General features: G+C 58.8%; 22 protein-coding genes. 15 read left to right on the top strand and 7 right to left on the bottom strand.

The features are described from left to right. Positions 1–32 precede the first annotated feature (32 nt). Positions 33–1,148 (top strand): PQQ-dependent sugar dehydrogenase, encoded by a 1,116-nt coding sequence (locus M2416_RS03415; protein ID WP_259222118.1) that lies wholly within the window; start codon positions 33–35, stop codon positions 1,146–1,148. 2 nt (positions 1,149–1,150) lie between these two features. Here M2416_RS03415 and M2416_RS03410 read toward each other — a convergent pair whose 3' ends face one another. Then, positions 1,151–1,771 (bottom strand): glutathione S-transferase family protein, encoded by a 621-nt coding sequence (locus M2416_RS03410; protein WP_041144737.1) that lies wholly within the window; start codon positions 1,769–1,771, stop codon positions 1,151–1,153. A 256-nt stretch (positions 1,772–2,027) separates the two neighbouring features. On the opposite strand from M2416_RS03410, the gene dacC reads away from it, so the two are divergent. Continuing rightward, positions 2,028–3,230, top strand: a complete 1,203-nt coding sequence (gene dacC, locus M2416_RS03405) for a serine-type D-Ala-D-Ala carboxypeptidase (RefSeq protein ID WP_041144738.1) — start codon at positions 2,028–2,030, stop codon at positions 3,228–3,230. A 28-nt stretch (positions 3,231–3,258) separates the two neighbouring features. Here the strand turns inward: dacC and deoR are convergent, their stop codons facing one another. Further along, complete coding sequence (gene deoR / locus M2416_RS03400; RefSeq protein ID WP_045854601.1) at positions 3,259–4,017, bottom strand: DNA-binding transcriptional repressor DeoR; 759 nt, start codon at positions 4,015–4,017, stop codon at positions 3,259–3,261. 120 nt (positions 4,018–4,137) lie between these two features. Then, positions 4,138–4,731, bottom strand: coding sequence for an undecaprenyl-diphosphate phosphatase (gene ybjG, locus M2416_RS03395; RefSeq protein WP_259222117.1), 594 nt, complete (start codon positions 4,729–4,731; stop codon positions 4,138–4,140). Between the two features lie 323 nt (positions 4,732–5,054). Between ybjG and M2416_RS03390 the strand changes: the two genes are divergently transcribed. Next, positions 5,055–6,290, top strand: a complete 1,236-nt coding sequence (locus M2416_RS03390) for an MFS transporter (RefSeq protein ID WP_045854603.1) — start codon at positions 5,055–5,057, stop codon at positions 6,288–6,290. Positions 6,291–6,338: 48 nt separating this feature from the next. On the opposite strand, the gene M2416_RS03385 is transcribed toward M2416_RS03390, so the two are convergent. Together M2416_RS03385 and M2416_RS03380 are read right to left on the bottom strand one after the other, a co-directional pair. Next, a complete protein-coding gene (locus M2416_RS03385; RefSeq protein WP_076945028.1) occupies positions 6,339–7,151 on the bottom strand; it encodes a Cof-type HAD-IIB family hydrolase in 813 nt (270 codons plus the stop codon). Continuing rightward, complete coding sequence (locus M2416_RS03380) at positions 7,151–8,353, bottom strand: MFS transporter (protein WP_076945029.1); 1,203 nt, start codon at positions 8,351–8,353, stop codon at positions 7,151–7,153. Before M2416_RS03380 ends, M2416_RS03385 begins: the two co-directional genes overlap by 1 nt. 152 nt (positions 8,354–8,505) lie before the next feature. Between M2416_RS03380 and M2416_RS03375 the strand changes: the two genes are divergently transcribed. Continuing rightward, entirely contained in the window at positions 8,506–9,051 is a 546-nt protein-coding gene (locus M2416_RS03375) for a TetR/AcrR family transcriptional regulator (RefSeq protein ID WP_195709620.1), read from the top strand. A 278-nt stretch (positions 9,052–9,329) separates the two neighbouring features. Here the strand turns inward: M2416_RS03375 and M2416_RS03370 are convergent, their stop codons facing one another. Further along, on the bottom strand, positions 9,330–11,015 hold the full coding sequence (locus M2416_RS03370) for an aspartate:alanine antiporter (RefSeq protein WP_041147558.1): 1,686 nt from the start codon (positions 11,013–11,015) through the stop codon (positions 9,330–9,332). A 269-nt stretch (positions 11,016–11,284) separates the two neighbouring features. Here M2416_RS03370 and ybjM point away from each other — a divergent pair, with 269 nt between their 5' ends. Beyond that, on the top strand, positions 11,285–11,668 hold the full coding sequence (gene ybjM / locus M2416_RS03365) for an inner membrane protein YbjM (RefSeq protein WP_076945031.1): 384 nt from the start codon (positions 11,285–11,287) through the stop codon (positions 11,666–11,668). 6 nt (positions 11,669–11,674) lie between these two features. On the opposite strand, the gene M2416_RS03360 is transcribed toward ybjM, so the two are convergent. Then, positions 11,675–11,938 carry a GrxA family glutaredoxin gene (locus M2416_RS03360; protein WP_004859945.1) on the bottom strand — a complete coding sequence of 88 codons (264 nt, stop codon included), beginning with the start codon at positions 11,936–11,938 and terminating at the stop codon, positions 11,675–11,677. Positions 11,939–12,142: 204 nt separating this feature from the next. On the opposite strand from M2416_RS03360, the gene M2416_RS03355 reads away from it, so the two are divergent. From M2416_RS03355 to rlmC, 10 genes are all read left to right on the top strand, one after another. Then, positions 12,143–12,433, top strand: coding sequence for a YbjC family protein (locus M2416_RS03355; RefSeq protein WP_041144746.1), 291 nt, complete (start codon positions 12,143–12,145; stop codon positions 12,431–12,433). Beyond that, positions 12,417–13,139, top strand: coding sequence for a nitroreductase NfsA (nfsA, locus tag M2416_RS03350; protein ID WP_076945032.1), 723 nt, complete (start codon positions 12,417–12,419; stop codon positions 13,137–13,139). Before M2416_RS03355 ends, nfsA begins: the two co-directional genes overlap by 17 nt. 116 nt (positions 13,140–13,255) lie before the next feature. Next, positions 13,256–14,158 carry a 30S ribosomal protein S6--L-glutamate ligase gene (gene rimK, locus M2416_RS03345; protein ID WP_259222105.1) on the top strand — a complete coding sequence of 301 codons (903 nt, stop codon included), beginning with the start codon at positions 13,256–13,258 and terminating at the stop codon, positions 14,156–14,158. 88 nt (positions 14,159–14,246) lie between these two features. Further along, positions 14,247–14,729 (top strand): type III secretion system chaperone family protein, encoded by a 483-nt coding sequence (locus M2416_RS03340; protein ID WP_259222102.1) that lies wholly within the window; start codon positions 14,247–14,249, stop codon positions 14,727–14,729. Positions 14,730–15,076: 347 nt separating this feature from the next. Continuing rightward, positions 15,077–16,189, top strand: coding sequence for a spermidine/putrescine ABC transporter substrate-binding protein PotF (gene potF / locus M2416_RS03335; protein ID WP_041144750.1), 1,113 nt, complete (start codon positions 15,077–15,079; stop codon positions 16,187–16,189). A 163-nt stretch (positions 16,190–16,352) separates the two neighbouring features. Beyond that, the gene (potG, locus tag M2416_RS03330; protein ID WP_259222100.1) at positions 16,353–17,486 is read left to right on the top strand and encodes a putrescine ABC transporter ATP-binding subunit PotG; all 1,134 of its coding nucleotides are present in this window, start codon (positions 16,353–16,355) and stop codon (positions 17,484–17,486) included. A 10-nt stretch (positions 17,487–17,496) separates the two neighbouring features. Then, positions 17,497–18,450 (top strand): putrescine ABC transporter permease PotH, encoded by a 954-nt coding sequence (gene potH / locus M2416_RS03325; protein WP_076945033.1) that lies wholly within the window; start codon positions 17,497–17,499, stop codon positions 18,448–18,450. Next, the gene (potI, locus tag M2416_RS03320) at positions 18,447–19,292 is read left to right on the top strand and encodes a putrescine ABC transporter permease PotI (protein WP_041144752.1); all 846 of its coding nucleotides are present in this window, start codon (positions 18,447–18,449) and stop codon (positions 19,290–19,292) included. Before potH ends, potI begins: the two co-directional genes overlap by 4 nt. 76 nt (positions 19,293–19,368) lie before the next feature. Continuing rightward, positions 19,369–19,842, top strand: coding sequence for a YbjO family protein (locus M2416_RS03315; RefSeq protein ID WP_041144753.1), 474 nt, complete (start codon positions 19,369–19,371; stop codon positions 19,840–19,842). A gap of 42 nt (positions 19,843–19,884) precedes the next feature. Beyond that, entirely contained in the window at positions 19,885–21,015 is a 1,131-nt protein-coding gene (rlmC, locus tag M2416_RS03310; protein WP_259222098.1) for a 23S rRNA (uracil(747)-C(5))-methyltransferase RlmC, read from the top strand. Positions 21,016–21,037 lie beyond the last annotated feature (22 nt).

Raw genomic sequence — 21,037 nt, 5'->3', positions numbered from 1 at the left:
CCTTATCCCATTGCTGATAAAAGGAGTTCGCCATGCGCCAGACCGTCGCCCTGATAACCCTTGCCGCTCTGCTGTTACCTACCGCCGCTGTCGCCGCCCAGAAGGTGCGCGTCGAGGTCCTGCAAAACAAGCTCGACCATCCGTGGGCGCTGGCGTTTCTCCCCGACCAGCAGGGGATACTGATCACCCTGCGCGGCGGTGAGCTGAGGCTTTGGCGCCAGGGAGAGGGGCTGTCGCCGGCTATTTCCGGCGTACCGCAGGTGTGGGCCAGCGGGCAGGGCGGATTGCTGGATGTGGCGCTGGCGCCGGACTTTGCCCACTCGCGCAAGGTGTGGCTGAGCTACGCGGAGGCCGGGGAGGATGGCAAAGCGGGAACCGCGGCAGGATACGGTCGCCTGAGTGAGGATCGCCGGCGGCTGGAGAATTTCCGGGTGGTGTTTCGCCAGCAGCCAAAGCTCTCCACCGGCAACCACTTTGGCGGACGTCTGGTATTTGACGGTAAGGGGCATCTGTTTATCGGCTTAGGCGAGAATAACCAGCGCGCAACGGCCCAGGATCTCGATAAGCTGCAGGGAAAGGTGGTGCGCTTGACCGAGACGGGGGAGGTGCCGGCGGACAATCCGTTTGTCGGTCGCGCCGACGCCAGGCCGGAAATTTGGGCCTACGGTATTCGTAACCCGCAGGGGATGGCGATCAATCCGTGGAGCGATACCCTGTGGCTCAACGAGCACGGTCCGCGCGGCGGGGATGAGATTAACATCCCGCAGAAAGGTAAGAACTACGGCTGGCCGCTGGCGACGCACGGCATAAATTACAGCGGTCTGCCTATTCCGGAAGCTAAGGGGACGGCGGTGGACGGAACCGAAGCGCCGCTGTTTGTCTGGAAAACGTCGCCCGCCGTCAGCGGCATGGCCTTCTACGATTCGGCAACCTTCCCCCAGTGGCGGCACAAGCTGTTTATCGGCGCGCTGAAGGACCAGTCGCTGATTGTCCTCGACGTCAAGGGCGATAGCGTCAGCGAAGAGGCGCGAATTCTGCGCGATCGCGGCCAGCGTATTCGCGACGTGCGCGTCGGACCCGATGGCTATCTGTACGTCCTGACCGACGAATCCAACGGTGAACTGCTGAAGGTTAGCCCGCAGGGCTAGCCTCAGGTGACCGGGATCGCCACCACGCTGCGCCAGGCCTGACGTTCGCTAATCTGCTGATACCAGCGCTGCAGGTTCGGGCGCGGTTGCCAGCTCGGCACGATGCTCATCAGGTTATAGACGAACGGCGCAACGGCGATATCGCCGAGGCCGAATGATTCGCCGGAGAGCCATGGGAACGCCGCCAGCTCGTCGTCGAGGATGGCAAAGAGCGCTTCACAGGCGGCAATACCGGCGGCAATCGCTGCGGGATCGCGTTTCTCCTCCGGCGTTCTCACCAGCCCCATCAACACCGGACGGTGGGCGGGAGAGAGCGAGCCGTTGGCCCAGTCCATCCATTTGTCGCCCTGCGCCCGCCGTAGCGGATCGTCGACCCACAGGCGGTTTTGCCCATACTGCGCCGCCAGATAGCGAATAATGGCGTTCGACTCCCACAGTACGAGGTCGCCGTCCTTCAGCAGCGGCACCAGGCCGTTCGGGTTCATCGCCAGATACTCCGCGTCGTGATTCACACCAAACTCGAGCCCCGCCAAAATCTGCTGATAGGGAAGATCCAGCTCTTCCAGTACCCAGCGTACTTTTTTCACGTTAGTTGAATTGTTTCTGCCCCATAGCGTAATCATATCGGTTCCCGTTAGTTATTGAGCCGTCGTTGCAGCAAGGTGAGTCATCATGTTGGAATAAAGTTAATATATAGGCAATCGCGATCAAAAAAATTGCTCTGTTTTCAGCAAGACGCGAGGTTATTGCGTAAACTTTAAAAACTTTACCAACTCGCTGTTTCTTTAAGGTCATTTGTACGCTTTACTCACCGGCTGCTGCTGCGCCGATAGAGTGCTGCGGCATATTTTGTTTGGAAAGGATACTTGGGTGGCTCTTATGACGCATGATGCTTTTTCCCTTCGCGGCCTCGCGGCAGGCTGCGCTCTTCTCGTTCTCGTTGCACCTGCGGTACAGGCTGCAGACCAACTCCCCGACGCCCCTTCGATTGATGCGCGAGCCTGGGTCCTGATGGACTACGCCAGCGGCAAGGTGCTCAGCGAAGGCAATGCCGATGAAAAACTCGACCCGGCAAGTCTGACCAAGATTATGACCAGCTACGTCGTCGGGCAGGCGCTGAAAGCGGGCAAAATTAAATCTACCGATATGGTGACCGTCGGCCGCGATGCCTGGGCCACCGGCAACCCGGCGCTGCGCGGCTCGTCGGTGATGTTCCTCAAGCCGGGTATGCAGGTATCGGTTGAGGACCTCAATAAAGGCGTCATCATCCAGTCCGGCAACGATGCCAGCATCGCGATTGCTGACTACGTCGCGGGTAGCCAGGATGCGTTTGTTAGCCTGATGAACGGCTATGCGCAAAAAATGGGCCTGACCAATACCACCTTTATGACCGTCCACGGCCTTGATGCGCCGGGCCAGTTCAGTACCGCCCGCGATATGGCGCTGCTGACCAAAGCGATGATCCACGACGTCCCTGAAGAGTACGCCATTCATAAAGAAAAAGAGTTTACCTTCAATAAGATTCGCCAGCCGAACCGTAACCGCCTGCTGTGGAGCACCAACCTCAACGCCGACGGCGTGAAAACGGGCACCACCACCGGCGCGGGCTATAATCTGGTCTCCTCGGCCACGCAGGGCGATATGCGCCTGATTGCCGTGGTGCTGGGGACCAAAACCGACCGTATTCGCTTTAACGAGTCAGAAAAGCTGCTGACCTGGGGCTTCCGCTTCTATGAAACCGTGACGCCAATTAAGCCGGACGCCACCTTTATCACTCAGCGCGTGTGGTTTGGCGACAGCAGCGAAGCGAAGCTCGGTGCGGGTGAAGCCGGCTCGATTACCATTCCGCGCGGCCAGATGAAGAACCTGAAAGCCAGCTATGCCCTGAAGGATACGCAGCTGACGGCGCCGCTGACCAAAGGGCAGGTGGTAGGGACTATCGACTTTAAGCTCAATGACAAAACCATCGAGCAGCGCCCGCTTATCGTGATGGAAGCGGTCAACGAAGGCGGCTTCTTTAGCCGAATGATGGACTTCGTGCTGATGAAACTGCACGGCTGGTTCGGCGGCTGGTTCTCGTAATCCGCCGGTCGCGCCCTGCGGGGCGCGATCAGTACAGCAGTGAAATCTGTTTTTGCTTCGCCAGCGCCAGCAGGTCGTCGTCGGGACAGACGTCGCTGGCAATCACGTCAAAACGCGATAAATCGCCCATCCTCGCCGGCCTGACCTTACCGAATTTACTGTGATCCACCACCAGCACGTGGTAGCGCGCGCTGCTCATCGCCCAGTGCTTAACCGGCAGCTCCTCGAGGTTGTAGCAGGTCGCCCCCTGCTCGCAGTCAATGCCCGCCGCCGAGTAGAAGGCGATGTCCGGGCACAGATGGCTCAGGGTATCCTGCAGGCTCAGCGGCTTAAAAATCGCGTTGCTGGCGTGAAACTCGCCGCCGCAGAGGATGGCCCGACAGTGGGGCTTTTCCTGCAGCGCAAGAAAGGTATTCAGCGAATAGCAGACGCCGGTAAACGGCAGGGCGTTATCAATCGCGTCAATGATCCACGGCGTGGTGGTCCCGCAGTCAAAAAAGGCCATCTGGTGGGCTTCAAGCAGGCCGGCTGCGTGGCGGGCGGCGCGGCGTTTTTCATCCACCAGGCGCGTCTTCTGGTCGCTAAGCAGGTAGTGCGTGGCGCTGCGCGGCTCGAGGACGATGTAACCGCCCAGCAGGACAACGGGCCCATTATGGCCGTTCAGGTCGCGACGGATGGTCATTTCAGAAACGCCAAGCAGCGCTGCGGCTTCTTTTAGGTGAAGCTTATCGCTGCGCTTGAGTGCCTGAATAAGCTGGCTGATGCGTTCATCACGACGTGTTTCCATAATCCCTCTAAGCTGAAATCGCCCTGCATTGGCAGGGCGTCAGTGGGCAATTTTACCTGCCGGAAGGGGGTTAGTCACGCGTCTGCAATGCGCGCCAAACGAGGAGCCGCCCGGCGCGGGCTATTCGCTGACCCAGCCTTTGCGGATCGGCAGGGAGAAACAGAGGCGGTACAGGCGCTGTAGGTATTGATAGAGCGGACGGCCGCCGCTGTGCCACAGCAGCTGCGCGCCCAGGCAGCCGCACATGGCGGTCAGCAGGCCGCCGAGCATATCCATCGGCCAGTGCACGCCGAGATAGACCCGAGACCACGCGATAGCCGCCGCCGCGGCCAGCAGCGCGAGCCCGGAGCCCAGCCGATGCCAGAATAAGAAGGCCAGCGCGAAGGTAAAGCTGATGGTGCCGTGATTGCTGGGGAACGAGTTATTCGGCGAGTGGTGCAGGAACTGATAGCCAACGTCGGCGGCAAAGGGGCGCTCGTGCGGGAAGAGAAGGCCGAATATCCACGACAGCGTCAGGCTTATTGCCAGGGCCAGCATCACCTTAAATACCAGCTGGCGCTGATTCGGTCTCCACAGCCACAGCGCGGCCGTCAGTAGAGGAACAATCAAAATCAAATCTTTGGCGATCAGGGTGGCCAGCGTAATAGCCCATGAGGATGAGGCGGGCGTAGCGTTGATCGCGGCGAACAGCGCGTAGTTGATATTTTCCAGCATACTTTCAGGCTCTTGGGGTCCGATAACAATAAGCCGCCCACCTTAAGAGACGGAGGCGATGAATTAAAGCAGTATTGTCTTAATTATCAGCTTGTTATGATTTTTTTCGGCTGGCATCTTTGCTAACACGCCGGCTGCAATGAGTATAAGGCCTGTAACCTAATTGAAATATAAACGAAATATAGACAGGGATAATAAAAATTGCGCAGGGCGGGGGAGAGGTGAAAGGTTGTGCTATTTTTTTAATTGTCACTCACAATTCACTATCTCCCCGGCAAGACTTTCATTAAACTTTGCGCGATTTTTTATAAATAAGAGATTTCATGCAGAATTATTCGCTTTCAGGCAAACGCCTCGGACGGCAGGCGCTACTTTTCCCGCTGTGCCTGGTTTTATACGAATTCTCCACCTATATCGCCAACGACATGATCCAGCCGGGCATGCTCTCGGTGGTCGCCGAGTTTCAGGTCGGTAATGAGTGGGTTCCAACTTCCATGACCGCCTACCTTGCGGGCGGAATGTTTTTACAGTGGCTGCTCGGCCCGTTGTCGGACCGTATTGGTCGCCGCCCGGTCATGCTGACCGGCGTCGTGTGGTTTATCGTCACCTGCCTGGCGACGCTGCTGGCCCAGTCCATCGAGCAGTTCACGCTGCTGCGTTTTTTACAGGGCATCAGCCTGTGCTTTATCGGTGCGGTTGGCTACGCGGCGATTCAGGAGTCGTTTGATGAGGCGATGTGTATCAAAATCACCGCCCTGATGGCTAACGTCGCGCTGATTGCGCCGCTGCTCGGGCCGCTGGTCGGCGCGGCATGGGTCCACATCCTGCCGTGGGAAATGATGTTCGTGCTCTTCGCCGTGCTGGCGGCCATCGCCTTCTTCGGGCTGCAGCGGGCGATGCCGGAAACCGCCACCCGCATGGGCGAGAAGCTGTCGATGAAAGAGCTGGGTCGTGACTACGGCCTGGTACTGAAGAATCTGCGCTTTGTCGCCGGGGCGCTGGCCACCGGTTTTGTCAGCCTGCCGCTGCTGGCATGGATTGCCCAGTCGCCGGTCATTATTATCAGCGGTGAGCAGGCGACCAGCTATGAGTACGGCCTGCTGCAGGTGCCTATTTTTGGCGCGCTGATTGCCGGTAATCTGGTGCTGGCGCGGCTGACCTCCCGCCGCACGGTGCGCTCGCTGATTATTCTCGGCGGCTGGCCGATTATGTTTGGCCTGCTGCTCTCCGCGGTGGCGACGGTGGTGTCGACCCACGCCTATCTGTGGATGACCGCCGGGCTGAGCGTCTACGCCTTCGGAATTGGTCTGGCTAACGCCGGCCTGGTTCGCCTGACGCTGTTTGCCAGCGATATGAGCAAAGGGACGGTGTCGGCGGCGATGGGGATGCTGCAAATGCTGATCTTCACCGTTGGGATTGAAGTCAGCAAACATGCCTATGAGCTGGGGGGAAGCGGGATATTCAGCCTGTTTAACCTGCTAAGCGGCGTGCTGTGGCTGGCGATGATTATCTATTTTCTGCACGATAAAAGCGTCGGCAGCGGCCACGATCCGCAGTAGCCCATGCTAATAACCCCGGGTGCGGGCGACGCCTCACCCGGGAGCGTATCAGGCGAACGGCGCTTCGCGATTCAGCACCTTATCGATAATATGCAGCACCCCTTCCTCATTGTTATGCGGCGCATCGTAACCGGCAACGGCTTTTACCGGCGCGGCGGCGTTGGCCATGGCGTAGCCGAATCCGGCGTGTTGCAGCATTTCAATATCATTCCCGCTGTCGCCAAAGGCGACGACCTGATGATTTTCAATCCCCCAGCGCTCCTGCAGGATGCGCAGGCCGTTGGCCTTGTGCACGCCGGGCATAATCAGATCGATGCTGCCGTAGCCGGTGGAGACGGCGTTGACCATCTCGCCGAGCGCCGCATGCAGCTTTGGCTGCATCTCGGGGATCAGATTATCGGGCACGTTAAGGCCAAATTTAAGGATCGCATCGTCGAGGTTATTGAAGTCATCCACCAGCTCAAGGCGGTGATAATACTTTGCCGCGACCGCTTTTAGCTCATCATTGTAGCGATTGAGCGTATAGGCGCTGCGCTTGCCGCAGGCGATAATTTCAATTTCCGGCAGCGTCTGCAGAAAGTCGATAACCGCGTGAAAGTGATCTTTCGGCATCTGGCAGTTAAATACGTCATCGCCGGCGTTGACCACCCAGCCGCCGTTTTCGGCGACGAAGGCAATCTCATCCGCCACTTCGGGGAAAAACGAAATCAGCTGGTAGTACTGGTTACCGCTGGCGACGACGAAGCGGATATCCTGCTCGCGCATCCGCCGATACTGGCTGAGGAAGCGCTGGCGATTATAGGTTTTGGCATCGCTTAAAAAGGTACCGTCCATATCTACCGCAATCAGTTTGATGCTCATTAGCTGTTCTCCATGACAGGTTCAGGCTGCGGCTTAGCCACCGCACGAGCGACCAGAGCCGCCACCATGACCAGCCCCAGCACCACCATCATGGCGCTGCGCAGGCCGAAATGTTCGCCGAGGAAGCCCAGCAGCGGCGGCCCGACGAGGAAGGCGAGGTAGCCGGTGATCGCCACCACGCTGACGCGCTTCGGCGCATCCGGCCCGGTGTCGCTTGCCGCCGAAATGGTCAGCGGGAAACCGAGCGAAGCGCCAAGCCCCCAGAGCAGCACGGAGATCCCGGCGACCCATGGGTTATCAACAAAAATAATCAGACCAATGCCCAGCGCGCCCATTACCGCGCTGGCGCGCACCACCGTTACCCGGCTGTAGCGGTCAATGAACCAGCCGCCGGTAAAGCGGCCAACGGTCATGCCGAGGGTGAATCCAGCGTAAATTAAGGAGCCGGAGGTTGGGCTAAAGCCGTGGCCGTCCACCATCAGCAGCGGCAGCCAGTCGTTGGCGGAGCCTTCGGCAAACGCCATTGCCAGCACCACGACGCCAATCAGCAGCAGCTGAACGTCGCGCCAGACCGGCAGACCTTTTTCCCCCTGCTGAGCGGCCTCGGCGGCATTTTTGCCGGTACCGTCGGGGATCGCGCGGATGGCGATCGCAATGGGCGCGATGGCGACCAGCGCGGCCAGCAGAATGTGCGGCGCGGCGGGCAGGCCAAAGCCGGTGACCGCCATGCCGATACCGGCGCCGATCAGGGTGCCGAAGCTGTAGAAGCCGTGCATCATCGGCAGCACGGTTTTATTCATTTCGCGTTCGACGGCGGCGCCTTCAACGTTGATGGCCACCTCTGCCGAACCGAAGCTGGCGCCAAAAATCGCCAGGCCGATGGCAAACAGGGTCGCCGAAGCGAACCACAGCGCGACGCTCAGCACCGCCATGCCCACCACCGCACAGGACATGGTGGTGCGAATCACCTTGCGGGTGCCGAAGCGCTTAACCAGCCACGCCGAGCAGAGAATGCCGCTCATGGAGCCAATCGACAGGCCAAACAGAACGATGCCCATTTCCGCCGTCGATAGCGCCAGCAGATCGCGAATGGCCGGCGTGCGCGTGGCCCATGAGGCCATCAGTAATCCGGGGATAAAGAAGAACATAAATAGCGCCCATAGCCGAAGCTGGAGGGTTCTGCGGGAGTTTTGCGCTGTCATCCGTAAACGCCAGTGAAAGAGAAGATGCAGACAACACTAGCAAGTTTGTGTACATTTGTACATACACCGGATGGCCTTCAGGTTAGCGAATGTTTGGCCGTCGTTATCCCCATCATCACCCGTGATGGGGGCGCAATTGAAAAGAGATAAATATGGCCCGTCGACCGAACGACCCCCAGCGTCGGGAGCGCATTTTGAACGCGACCCTGGACACGATTGCCGCCCACGGTATTCATGCGGTCACGCACCGCAAGATTGCCTGCTGCGCCGAAGTCCCGCTGGGTTCGCTGACCTACTATTTCAGCGGCATAGACGCGCTGATTGAGGAGGCGTTTTGCATTTTTACCGTCGAGATGTCCGCTCAGTATCAGCAGTTTTTTGCCGGGGTGAGCAGTCGCGATGAGGCCTGCGACGCCATCGCCGAACTTATTTTTAGCGCCCAGGTGACCACCGCGCGCAACATGGAGCTGATGTATCAGCTGTATGCCTTCTGCAGCAGCCGTCCGGCGCTCAAGGCGGTGATGCAGAGCTGGATGCAGCGCAGCCAGCAGACGCTGGAGCAGTGGTTCGAACCGCAGACCGCCCGCGGGCTGGATGCGTTTATTGAGGGCATGACCCTGCATTTCGTCACCGACAGCGCGCCGCTGTCAAAAGAGGCGATTCGCCTGATGGTCGGCCGCCTGGCCGGGGAGGCGTAGCGCCGCCGAAGATCTGTCTTTAGCTAAGAGAGCTTCTGCCCCGTTAGCGCAAAACTATGGGGAATAAACGGCATGGCGCACGCCGGCGTCGGCGCTGTAAAACGGCGGGGTCATTCAGGATGGGGAATTTCAGGCAACAAAAAACCCATCAACCTTGAACCTAAGTGGCGGGGTTGATGGGCTCCACAAAATGGGGACATCAAAGAAAAGCAGTGGCACTACTTATGACTGATGCCCGTAAGAAAAGTTCTGCCGATGTGCATTTTTTTCTCAAAAAATTACTGAAGCCCTGGCCAGATGATGACAATCAGCGTCCCGGCGAGAGTTAGCAGCACGTTGGCTATCGCGTAGGTCCCCGCATATCCCAGCGCCGGAATGTTGCTGCGCGCGGTGTCGCTGATAATCTCCATCGCCGGCGCGCAGGTTCGCGCCCCCATCATCGCGCCAAACAGCATTGCGCGGTTCATGCGCAGAACGTAGGCGCCGAACAGGAAGCAGATCACTACCGGCACCAGGCTGACCACCAGGCCCGCCGCCAGCATCTGTCCGCCGACGGCGCCGAGGCCGTGGCCAATCCCGGCGCCGGCGCTCAGGCCGACCCCGGCCATAAAGACCATCAGACCGAACTCTTTCACCATATTCAGCGCCCCCTGCGGGATGTAGCCGAAAGTCGGGTGGTTGGCCCGCAGGAAGCCAAGCATGATCCCGGCGAACAGCAGCCCCGCGGCGTTGCCGATCCCGAAGCTGAACGAGCTGAACTGGAAAGTGATCATCCCGATCATCAGGCCGACGATGAAAAAGGCGCAGAAGGCGAGCAGGTCGGTGACCTGGCTGTGAATGGAGATAAAGCCGATGCGGTCGGCCACGGTTTTTACCCGTCGCGCGTCGCCGCTGACCTGCAGAACGTCGCCTTTGTTGAGCACCACGTTATCGTCAATCGGCATCTCAATCTGGCTGCGGATCACGCGGTTTAAGAAACAGCCGTGATCGGTCAGCTTCAGCTGGGCGAGACGACGGCCCACCGCATTGTGGTTTTTCACCACGATCTCTTCGGTGACGATGCGCATATCCAGCAGGTCGCGGTCGAAGACCTCCTTGCCGTTGCGAAAGCTGGGGTCGAGGCGGGCGTGGGCGTCCGGATAGCCTACCAGCGCGATATCATCCCCTTTCTGCAGCACCGCATCGCCGTCCGGGTTGGCCAGAATGCCGTTACGCCGAATACGTTCGATATAGCAGCCGGTCTGACGGTAGATGCCCAGCTCGCGCAGATTTTTACCGTCCGCCCAGGCCACCAGCTCCGGACCAACGCGATAGGCGCGGATCACCGGCAGGTAGACCTTACGCTTGGAGTCGGTATCCAGCCCGCGCTCGCGGGCAATCTGCTGGGCGCTGGTTTGCAGATCCTGATGCTGCAGCTTGGGCATATAGCGCGCGCCGACGATCAGGCTCACCAGGCCAACCAGGTAGGTCAGGGCGTAGCCGAGGCTCAGATGATCGAGCGAAAGCGCCAGCTGGTCGGCGGGCAGGCCGAAGTGGCGCAGCGTGTCGCCAGCGCCCACCAGCACCGGCGTGGAGGTCATGGCGCCGGCGAGCATCCCGGCGGTCAGGCCGATATCCCAGCCGAAGAGTTTACCCAGCCCTAAGGCCAGCAGCATCGCGCTGCCGACCATCACCAGGGCGAGCATCAAATAGTTTTTCCCGTCGCGGAAAAAAATAGAAAAAAAGTTGGGGCCGGCTTCGACGCCGACGCAAAAAATAAACAACATAAAGCCCAGATTCAGCGCATCAGTGTTAATACTGAAATGCTGCTGACCTAATAATAAGGAAACCACTAAAACGCCAATGGAATTACCAAGTTGTACTGACCCGAGGCGCAGTTTCCCGAGACAGAGACCGAGTGCAAGGACAACGAATAATAACAGGATGTAATTCCCGTTTAACAAATCTGCGACGTTTATATTCACGAAAACCAACTTCTCATTTACTAGTAAGTTGTTGAAGGAAATGGTTATTTGGTCTAAGGTTGCTCCAGTGTTCGCGTTGTCCCGAACCCTATTCTGGCATCCCGTTATAACCGGCAAAAATATAGTCGATAGTTTAATCCTTCCTGGATGCTGCGGCTAGTCACAATCGTATTTACTCCGGCGGGAGCCTTTATTGGCATGGATTGCCAGAATGCTTTATCTGACTGGGCTAATTGGAAGTGGGTTAGAGGCAGAATCAGGAGGATGTTGTGAAAGCTGAGCGTGCCTGGACGGGTGCCGTCTGCGGATTTTTTCTGTTTATCGTGGTCTGTTTATCGCTGTTACTACATATGAAAGGCACCTTTCGGGCTGGCGGTAACCCAGAGCTCGGGCTGCTGCTTTTTTTGCTGCCCGGTGCGCTGGCGAGCTCTCTCTCTCCGGGACGACGCGTGATACAGCCGCTGGTCGGCGCAATTCTGGCGGCGCCGGTTTGCCTGGCGATGATGCGGATTTTCTTTGTTACTCAGCGGACGTTCTGGCAGGAGCTGGCGTGGCTGTTTAGCGCGGTATTCTGGTGCGCGCTCGGCGCGCTGTGCTTTATGTTTATCTGCGCCTGGCTCGATACCAGACGCAGCAACTCATCGGAGCATTAAACCGTCTCAGGCAAACAGGCCGAGGTTCTCTTTGGCCCAGGCTTCAAAGTCTGTGCAGCCGCCGATGTGCTTCTGATCGACGAAAATCTGCGGCACGGTTTCAACCGGTTTACCTACGGTCTTTTCCAGATCGCTTTTGCTGATGCCCTCAGCGTGAATATCAACGTAGCGGTAGTTAAAATCGTCGCGCTCGTTGGTCAGCTTTTCAGCCAGCTCTTTGGCACGGACGCAATAGGGGCAACCTGGACGACCAAAAATTACGGTAAACATTATTTCTCTCCTTAAATCTCAGCCGGATGGCGAATGACCGCTATGATGCCGCGTTCTGCCGGCGAGTAAAAGAAGGTTCTGCCTTTTGCTTCGATGGTTTAAGGCTATGTTTGATAAATGGCTTTGCTTTTAAACCGTTATACTAACCTCGTTGCGCGACGATTTTTGCTTCGCCGCGCCAAGCCCACGGACTGGAGGAGAGCGATGCGATCGCCCGCTGTGTTACCCAAAAGCGTTCTGGTGATAGAGATCGTCGGCATCGTACTGCTGACGCTGGCCTGGCTCTCGCTTAATCAGTACCTGCAGCTGCCGGCGCCTTTTGCCAGCCCAACCGCTGCGCTAATAATGATCTTTGCCGGCGTCCTGCTGATGATCCCGGCCGCCATCGCGCTGGTGTGGCGGATGGCGAAGATCGTTGCTCCCCAGTTAACCGAAAGCAAAAAAACACCTTCTTCATTGTCAGACAGAGAAAAACGAGATGACGCCGACCATTGAGCTGCTGTGTAGCCACCGCTCCATTCGCCACTTTACCGACGCACCGGTCAGCGATGAGCAGCGCGCGGCGATTATTGCCAGCGCGCAGGGAGCCTCCAGTTCCAGCTTTTTACAGTGTACTTCGATTATCCGTATTACCGACCCGCGCCTGCGCGAGCAGCTGGCGGAGATGAGCGGCGGCCAGCAGCACGTGGTGCAGGCGGCGGAGTTTTGGCTATTCTGCGCCGACTTTAACCGCCTGCTGCAGATTTGCCCCGACGCCCAGCTGGGCCTCGCGGAGCAGCTTCTGCTTGGCGCCGTCGATACCGCGATGCTGGCGCAGAACGCGCTGGTGGCCGCGGAGTCGCTGGGTCTTGGCGGGGTCTATATCGGCGGCATTCGCAACAGCATTGAGGCGGTGACCGAGCTGCTGAACCTGCCGCAGCACGTTCTGCCGCTGTTTGGCATGTGTCTCGGCTGGCCGGCCGATAATCCGGACGTCAAGCCGCGCATGCCGGCGGCGATGCTGGTCCATGAAAACGGCTATCAGCCGGTCGATGACGAGGTGCTGGCCCAGTATGATGAGCAGCTGGCGCAGTACTACCTGTCGCGCAGCAGCAACGCGCGCCGGGATACCTGGAGCGACCATATCCGCCGCACCATCATTAAAGAAAGCCGCCCGTTTATTCTCGACTATCTGCATAAGCAGGGCTGGGCAACGCGCTGATTGCGTGTAAACTGCAGCCGGACTGGCATCCGGGGGTTGCGCCAGACCAGCGCGAATGTTGAGACTTATCAGCTATCAACGGCCCGTCTGAACGGGCCTTTTTGCCGAGGTGCAGGGTGAAAATTGCCATATTATCCCGGGACGGGACGTTCTATTCATGTCGCCGCCTGACCGAAGCCGCGCACAAATGCGGCCACCAGGTGGAAATCCTCGATCCGCTCTCCTGCTATATGAACGTCAGTCCGGTGGCCTCATCGATTCACTATAAAGGCCGCCAGCTGCCGCATTTCGATGCGGTGATCCCGCGCATCGGCTCGGCCATTACCTATTACGGTACCGCCGCGCTGCGCCAGTTCGAGCTGCTGGGCAGCTATCCGCTGAATGAATCCGTCGCCATTACCCGCGCGCGCGACAAGCTGCGCTCGCTGCAGCTGCTGGCGCGTCAGGGGATCGACCTGCCGCTGACCGGTATTGCCCACTCCCCGGACGACACCAGCGACCTGATCGCCATGGTCGGCGGCGCGCCGCTGGTGGTCAAGCTGGTCGAGGGCACGCAGGGGATCGGCGTGGTGCTGGCAGAGACCCGCCAGGCGGCGGAGAGCGTGATTGACGCCTTCCGCGTGCTCAACGCCCATATTCTGGTGCAGGAGTATATCGCCGAGGCGAAAGGGCGGGATATTCGCTGCCTGGTGGTGGGGGACGAAGTCGTGGCGGCCATTGAGCGGCGGGCGAAAGAGGGCGATTTCCGCTCCAATCTGCACCGCGGCGGCGTCGCTACGGTGGCAACGATTAGCGAGCAGGAGAGAGCGATCGCCATCAAGGCGGCAAAAACGCTCGGTCTGGACGTTGCGGGGGTCGATATTCTGCGCGCTAACCGCGGGCCGCTGGTAATGGAGGTTAACGCCTCGCCGGGCCTTGAGGGCATTGAAACCACCACCGGGGTGGATATCGCCGGGCACATGATTGCCTGGATTGAGCGCCAGGCGACGCCAGAATTCTGCCTGAAAATGGGCGGATAGCGCGCATTGATGACACTTTCATGGTATGCGCCGCGTTTTTTGCGTAAGCTATGACGTCGTTTTTCCACAGCAAGAGGTTACAGGTCATATGGATTCTCTGGTCGTTCCGGGTCTGGATACGTTACGTCACTGGCTCGACGAATTAGGCATCAGCTTTTTTGAGTGTGATTCCTGCCAGGCATTGCACCTGCCGCACATGCAGAACTTCGACGGCATTTTTGACGCCAAGCTCGATCTGGTGGATAACGTGGTGCTCTTTTCCGCGCTGGCCGAGGTGAAGCCGTCCGCGCTGCTGCCTCTGGCGGCGGATCTCTCGGCGATTAACGCCAGTTCGCTGACCGCCAAAGCCTTCCTCGATATCCAGGACGACAATCTGCCCAAGCTGGTGGTTTGTCAGGCGCTGCCGGTGGGCGTCGGCATTACCCTCGAGCAGTTCGGCTGGTTCTTCCGCCAGGGCGAGGAGCAGATCTCGATGGTTATCCTCGAAGCCGCGGCCAACCAGCTGCTGTATAAGGCCGATGAGGAAGATGATCTCGCGGTGCAGGAGGTTCAGCACCATTTTCTTCACTAGCCTCGCCGGTGAATAGCGCAGCCACTGCCAGAGCGGCTGCGTATTACACGCTTTTATTCTGCTATTAACCCGCCGTTAAAGAATTATTCACCGCCATTCTGCCGCTTTCGGCTTATCACATAGACCCATATTGCATAAAAAATTGATAAAAGCCGTTATTTTACCTGGGCTATAGCCTCTTATTCTGGCTACAGTTATTCTGACGCTGCTTCCAGTTGCGGGCAACCATTCCGGGAGAGGTCCTCTCTCCTTTTCTTAGACAATGAAAAAATATGCATGATTTTTGCATGCGGATAATTGCGTATATTAAGTCCGTGGTTAACGGGCATTGAGAAGGAATAAGAGATATGACCGCCTTTGGTAAAAAATGGTTAACAGGCTTGGTTACCGGCGCGCTGATGGCCGTCTCTGCCGGTTCGCTCGCCGCTGAACAGAAAACCCTGCACGTTTATAACTGGTCTGACTATATTGCCCCGGACACGGTGGCCGATTTTGAAAAAGAGACCGGGATTAAAGTGGTGTACGACGTTTTTGATTCCAACGAAGTGCTGGAAGGCAAACTGATGGCGGGCAGCACCGGCTTTGACCTGGTGGTACCCTCAGCCAGCTTCCTCGAGCGCCAGCTGGCGGCGGGCGTGTTCCAGCCGCTGGATAAAAGCAAGCTGCCCAACTGGAAAAACCTCGACCCGGAAGTCTTAAAGCTGGTCGCTAAGCACGACCCGGAAAATAAATACGCGATGCCGTATCTGTGGGCCACCACCGGGATTGGCTATAACGTCGATAAAGTGAAGGCCGCGCTGGGTAAAGACGCGCCGCTGGATAGCTGGGATCTGGTGCTGAAGCCGGAAAACCTCGAAAAACTGAAAAGCTGCGGCGTCTCCTTCCTTGACGCACCGGAAGAGATTTTTGCCACCGTGCTTAACTACCTCGGCAAAGACCCGAACAGCATGAAGGCCGATGACTATACCGGTCCGGCGACCGACCTGCTGCTCAAGCTGCGGCCGAACATCCGCTACTTCCACTCCTCGCAGTATATTAACGACCTGGCCAACGGCGATATCTGCGTCGCGATCGGCTGGGCGGGCGACGTATGGCAGGCCGCAAACCGCGCCAAAGAGGCGAAAAATGGCGTCAACGTCTCCTACTTTATTCCGAAAGAGGGGGCGATGGCGTTCTTTGACGTCTTTGCGATGCCGGCAGATGCGAAGAATAAAGATGAAGCCTATCAGTTCCTTAACTATCTGATGCGCCCTGAAGTTATCGCTAAGATTAGCGATCAGGTGTACTACGCCAACGGCAACAAGGCCTCAACGCCGCTGGTCAGCGAAGCCATCCGCAGCAATCCGGCAATTTATCCGCCGGCCGACGTGTTCGCCAAGCTGTTCACCCTGAAGGTGCAGGAGCCGAAAATTGACCGCGTGCGCACCCGCGCGTGGACCAAGGTAAAAAGCGGGAAATAAAACCTGATGGCCCGGTTCGCCGGGCCTGAAAAGGGTATAAATAGCCGGAGTATTGCAGTATGCCCGGCTAAAAAAACGCACCAGGATGGTGCGACTGCACGATAAAGAATGATGTATGGCAACCGGGCCATACGGTGGTGAGTTTTTGCCGGAGAGCGCTTAAGTGAATGACCTAATTTCCCGCCCACAAATGAAAGCCCCGAAAGCGCTGACCCCGCTGCTGGAAATCCGTAACCTGACCAAATCGTTCGATGGTCAGCACGCCGTCGATGACGTCAATCTCACGATTTATAAAGGCGAAATCTTCGCCCTGCTGGGCGCGTCCGGCTGCGGGAAATCAACGCTGCTGCGCATGCTGGCGGGCTTTGAGCAGCCGACCGCCGGACAGATTATGCTCGATGGCGTCGACCTGTCGCGCGTCCCGCCGTACCAGCGGCCTATTAACATGATGTTTCAGTCCTACGCGCTGTTCCCCCATATGACGGTGGAGCAGAACATCGCCTTTGGCCTGAAGCAGGACAAGCTGCCGAAAACCGAAATCGCCAGCCGGGTGCAGGAGATGCTGGCGCTGGTGCATATGCAGGAGTTTGCCAAACGTAAGCCGCACCAGCTTTCCGGCGGCCAGCGTCAGCGCGTGGCCCTGGCCCGCAGCCTGGCAAAAAGACCGAAGCTGCTGCTGCTCGACGAACCGATGGGCGCGCTGGATAAAAAGCTGCGTGACCGAATGCAGCTGGAGGTAGTGGACATCCTCGAGCGCGTGGGGGCGACCTGCGTCATGGTGACCCACGATCAGGAAGAGGCGATGACCATGGCGGGGCGCATTGCGATCATGAATCGCGGCAAGTTCGTGCAAATCGGCGAACCGGAGGAGATCTACGAGCACCCGACGACCCGCTACAGCGCGGAGTTTATCGGCTCGGTCAACGTCTTCGAAGGGCTGGTGCAGGAGCGGCTGGAGGACGGCCTGGTGCTGAAGTCGCCGGGGCTGGTGCATCCGCTCAAGGTTGACCCCGACGCTTCCGTCGTCGATAACGTGCCGGTGTGGGTCGCCCTGCGTCCGGAGAAAATCATGCTCTGCGACGAGCCGCCGGCGGACGGCTATAACTTTGCCGTCGGGGAAGTTATCTACATTGCCTACCTCGGCGATCTGTCTATCTACCACGTGCGCCTGCAAAGCGGGCAGATGCTCAGCGCCCAGCTGCAGAACGAACATCGTCATCGCAAAGGTTCGCCAACCTGGGGTGATGAAGTCCGTTTATGCTGGGACGCGGATAGCTGCGTTGTTCTGACGGTGTAAGGAGAGGGCGATGAGTACATTAGAACCACCGGCAGGGGCGAAAAAGCCGGGCGGCGCAACGCCGTGGCTAACGCGCCTGCAAATGGCCCACGGCCGCAAGCTGGTGATTGCGCTGCCGTATCTGTGGATGACGCTGCTGTTTCTGCTGCCGTTCCTGATCGTCTTTAAAATCAGCCTCGCGGAGATGGCGCGGGCTATTCCGCCCTATACCGATCTGCTGGAGTGGGCCGACGGTCAGCTGACGATTACCCTTAATCTGGCGAACTTCCTGCAGCTCACCGACGATCCGCTCTACTTTGAGGCCTATTTGCAGTCGCTGCAGGTGGCCGGGATCTCCACCTTCTGCTGCCTGCTGCTGGGCTACCCGCTGGCGTGGGCGGTGGCGCACAGCAAGCCCTCAACGCGCAATATCCTGCTGCTGCTGGTGATCCTGCCGTCGTGGACCTCGTTCTTAATCCGCGTATACGCGTGGATGGGGCTGCTGAAAAGCAACGGCGTGCTGAATAACTTTCTGCTGTGGCTGGGGGTTATTGACCAGCCGCTGGAGATCCTGCACACCAACCTGGCGGTCTATATCGGCATCGTTTACGCCTACCTGCCGTTTATGGTGCTGCCTATTTACACCGCGCTGACGCGCATCGACTACTCGCTGGTGGAGGCCTCGCTGGATCTGGGCGCTCGCCCGCTGAAAACCTTCTTCCAGGTGATCGTGCCGTTAACCAAGGGCGGAATTATCGCCGGCTCGATGCTGGTCTTCATTCCGGCCGTGGGCGAGTTCGTTATCCCTGAGCTGCTCGGCGGCCCGGACAGCATCATGATCGGCCGCGTGCTGTGGCAGGAGTTCTTTAACAACCGCGACTGGCCGGTCGCGTCGGCGGTGGCCATCGTGATGCTGCTGCTGCTGATCGTACCGATTATGTGGTTCCACAAGCATCAGCAAAAACAGATAGGGGAACACGGATGAATGATTTGCCGGTAGTGCGTTCGCCGTGGCGAATATTAATCCTCGTGATCGGGTTTACCTTCCTGTATGCGCCGATGCTGATGCTGGTTATCTACTCGTTTAACAGCTCGAAGCTGGTGACGGTGTGGGCCGGCTGGTCAACGCGCTGGTACAGCGAGCTGTTCCACGACGATGCGATGATGAGCGCCGTGGGTCTGAGCCTGACTATCGCCACCTGCGCGGCGACGGCGGCGGCGATCCTCGGCACCATCGCCGCGGTGGTGCTGGTGCGCTTTGGCCGCTTTCGCGGGTCGAGCGGCTTTGCGTTTATGATCACCGCGCCGCTGGTGATGCCGGACGTGATCACCGGGCTGTCGCTGCTGCTGCTTTTCGTCGCGTTGGGACACGCGATTGGCTGGCCGTCGGATCGCGGTATGCTGACCATCTGGCTGGCGCACGTGACCTTCTGTACCGCCTACGTTGCGGTGGTGATTTCGTCGCGGCTGCGCGAGCTGGATCACTCCATCGAGGAGGCGGCGATGGATCTGGGCGCCGCGCCGCTGAAGGTATTTTTCATCATCACGCTGCCGATGATCATGCCGGCGGTGATTTCCGGCTGGCTGCTGGCATTCACCCTGTCGCTGGACGATCTGGTGATTGCCAGCTTTGTTTCCGGTCCTGGCGCCACCACGCTGCCGATGCTGGTTTTCTCCAGCGTGCGCATGGGCGTCAATCCGGAAATCAACGCCCTGGCGACGCTTATCCTCGGCGTGGTCGGGATTGTTGGTTTTATCGCCTGGTATTTGATGGCCCGCGCAGAAAAGCAGCGAGTACGCGATATCCAGCGTGCAAGACGCGGCTGAAGCCCCTAAAATCGATAACAAGACCTGGTGCCGGCGTCGCGATTGTGCGACGCCGTTTTCATGGAAGACTCAACCGTTGGGATTGTTTACTAAAGCTCGCTCATCTCATGCTCGCCTGAACGTCCCTGCGCTGGTGCAGGTGGCGGCGTTCGCCATTATTTTAATTCGCGCCCTCGACCTGCTGATGATCCTCAATCAGCTTGGCGTGCGGGGGATGAGTGAGTTTATCCACCGCAGCGTGCAGACGTGGCCCCTGACGCTGGTTTTCTTCTCAAGCCTGCTGCTGGTGTTTATTGAAATCTGGTGCGCGTTTTCCCTGGTCAAAGGGCAGAACCGGGCGCGCTGGATCTACCTGCTGACGCAGATTATCGTCAGCGGCTATCTGTGGGCCGCCTCGCTGGGCTACGGCTACCCTGAACTGTTCAGCATTGCCGGCGAATCGAAGCGGGAAATTTTCCGTTCCCTGGTGATGCAGAAGCTGCCGGACCTGCTGGTGCTGGCGCTGCTGTTTATCCCGGCATCGTGCCGACGCTTTTTCCAACTGCAATAACGGTGATACAATCCCCGCCCCTGATTTTTTGAAGGTCTTTTTATGCACTGCGCACTCTATGACGCGGGCCGCTGCCGCTCCTGTCAGTGGCTGGAACTGCCGGCAGAACAACAGCTCGCCGATAAAATGGCCGATCTGCGGTCGCTGCTGGCAGAACGCCCGGTGGCGACGTGGTGCCAATCGGTCTCCGGTCCAGAAACCGGCTTTCGCAATAAGGCCAAAATGGTGGTCAGCGGCAGCGTTGAGCGCCCGCTGCTCGGCATGCTGCACCGCGACGGCAACCCTGAAGACCTCACCGATTGTCCGCTCTACCCGGCAAGCTTTGCGCCGGTCTTCGCCCTGCTGAAGCCGTTTATCGCCCGCGCCGGCCTCACGCCCTATCAGGTGGCCCGCCGACGCGGAGAGCTGAAGTATCTGCTGCTCACCGAAAGCCGCCTCGACGGCGGCATGATGCTGCGCTTTGTGCTGCGCTCTGAGGCGAAGCTCGCCCAGCTGCGCGCCGCGCTGCCGTGGCTGCAGGCGCAGCTGCCGCAGCTGAAGGTGATTACCGCCAATATTCAGCCGGTGCATATGGCGATTATGGAAGGGGAGCAGGAGATTTTCCTCACCTCGCAGCAGGCGCTGGCGGAGCGCTTCAACGAGGTACCGCTGTGGATCCGCCCGCAAAGCTTCTTTCAAACCAACCCCGAAGTCGCCAGCTGGCTGTACGCCACCGCCCGGGACTGGGTGCGCCAGCTGCCGGTAGACCACATGTGGGATCTGTTCTGCGGCGTCGGCGGTTTCGGCCTGCACTGCGCCACCCCGCAGATGCGGCTGACCGGCATTGAGATTGCGCCAGAGGCCATTGCCTGCGCGCGGCAGTCCGCCGCCGAGCTTGGCCTCAGCAACCTCCGCTTCCAGGCGCTGGACTCCACCCGTTTTGCTACCGGCGAGGGCGAAGTTCCGCAGCTGGTGCTGGTGAACCCGCCGCGTCGTGGGATTGGCAGCGAGCTGTGCGACTACTTAAGCCGCATGGCTCCGCCCTATATCATCTACTCCAGCTGCAACGCCCGCACGATGGCGAAAGATATCGCTCAGCTGGCGGGCTATCGCACCGAGCGGGTGCAGCTGTTCGATATGTTCCCCCACACCGCGCACTATGAGGTGCTGACGCTGCTGGTCCGCGAAGTTTAAACAAAATGTGAACTCTTCTGCC

Source organism: Klebsiella sp. BIGb0132 (assembly GCF_024810075.1).
GTDB lineage: Bacteria > Pseudomonadota > Gammaproteobacteria > Enterobacterales > Enterobacteriaceae > Klebsiella > Klebsiella terrigena.
This window is presented reverse-complemented; position numbering and strand designations above follow the sequence as displayed.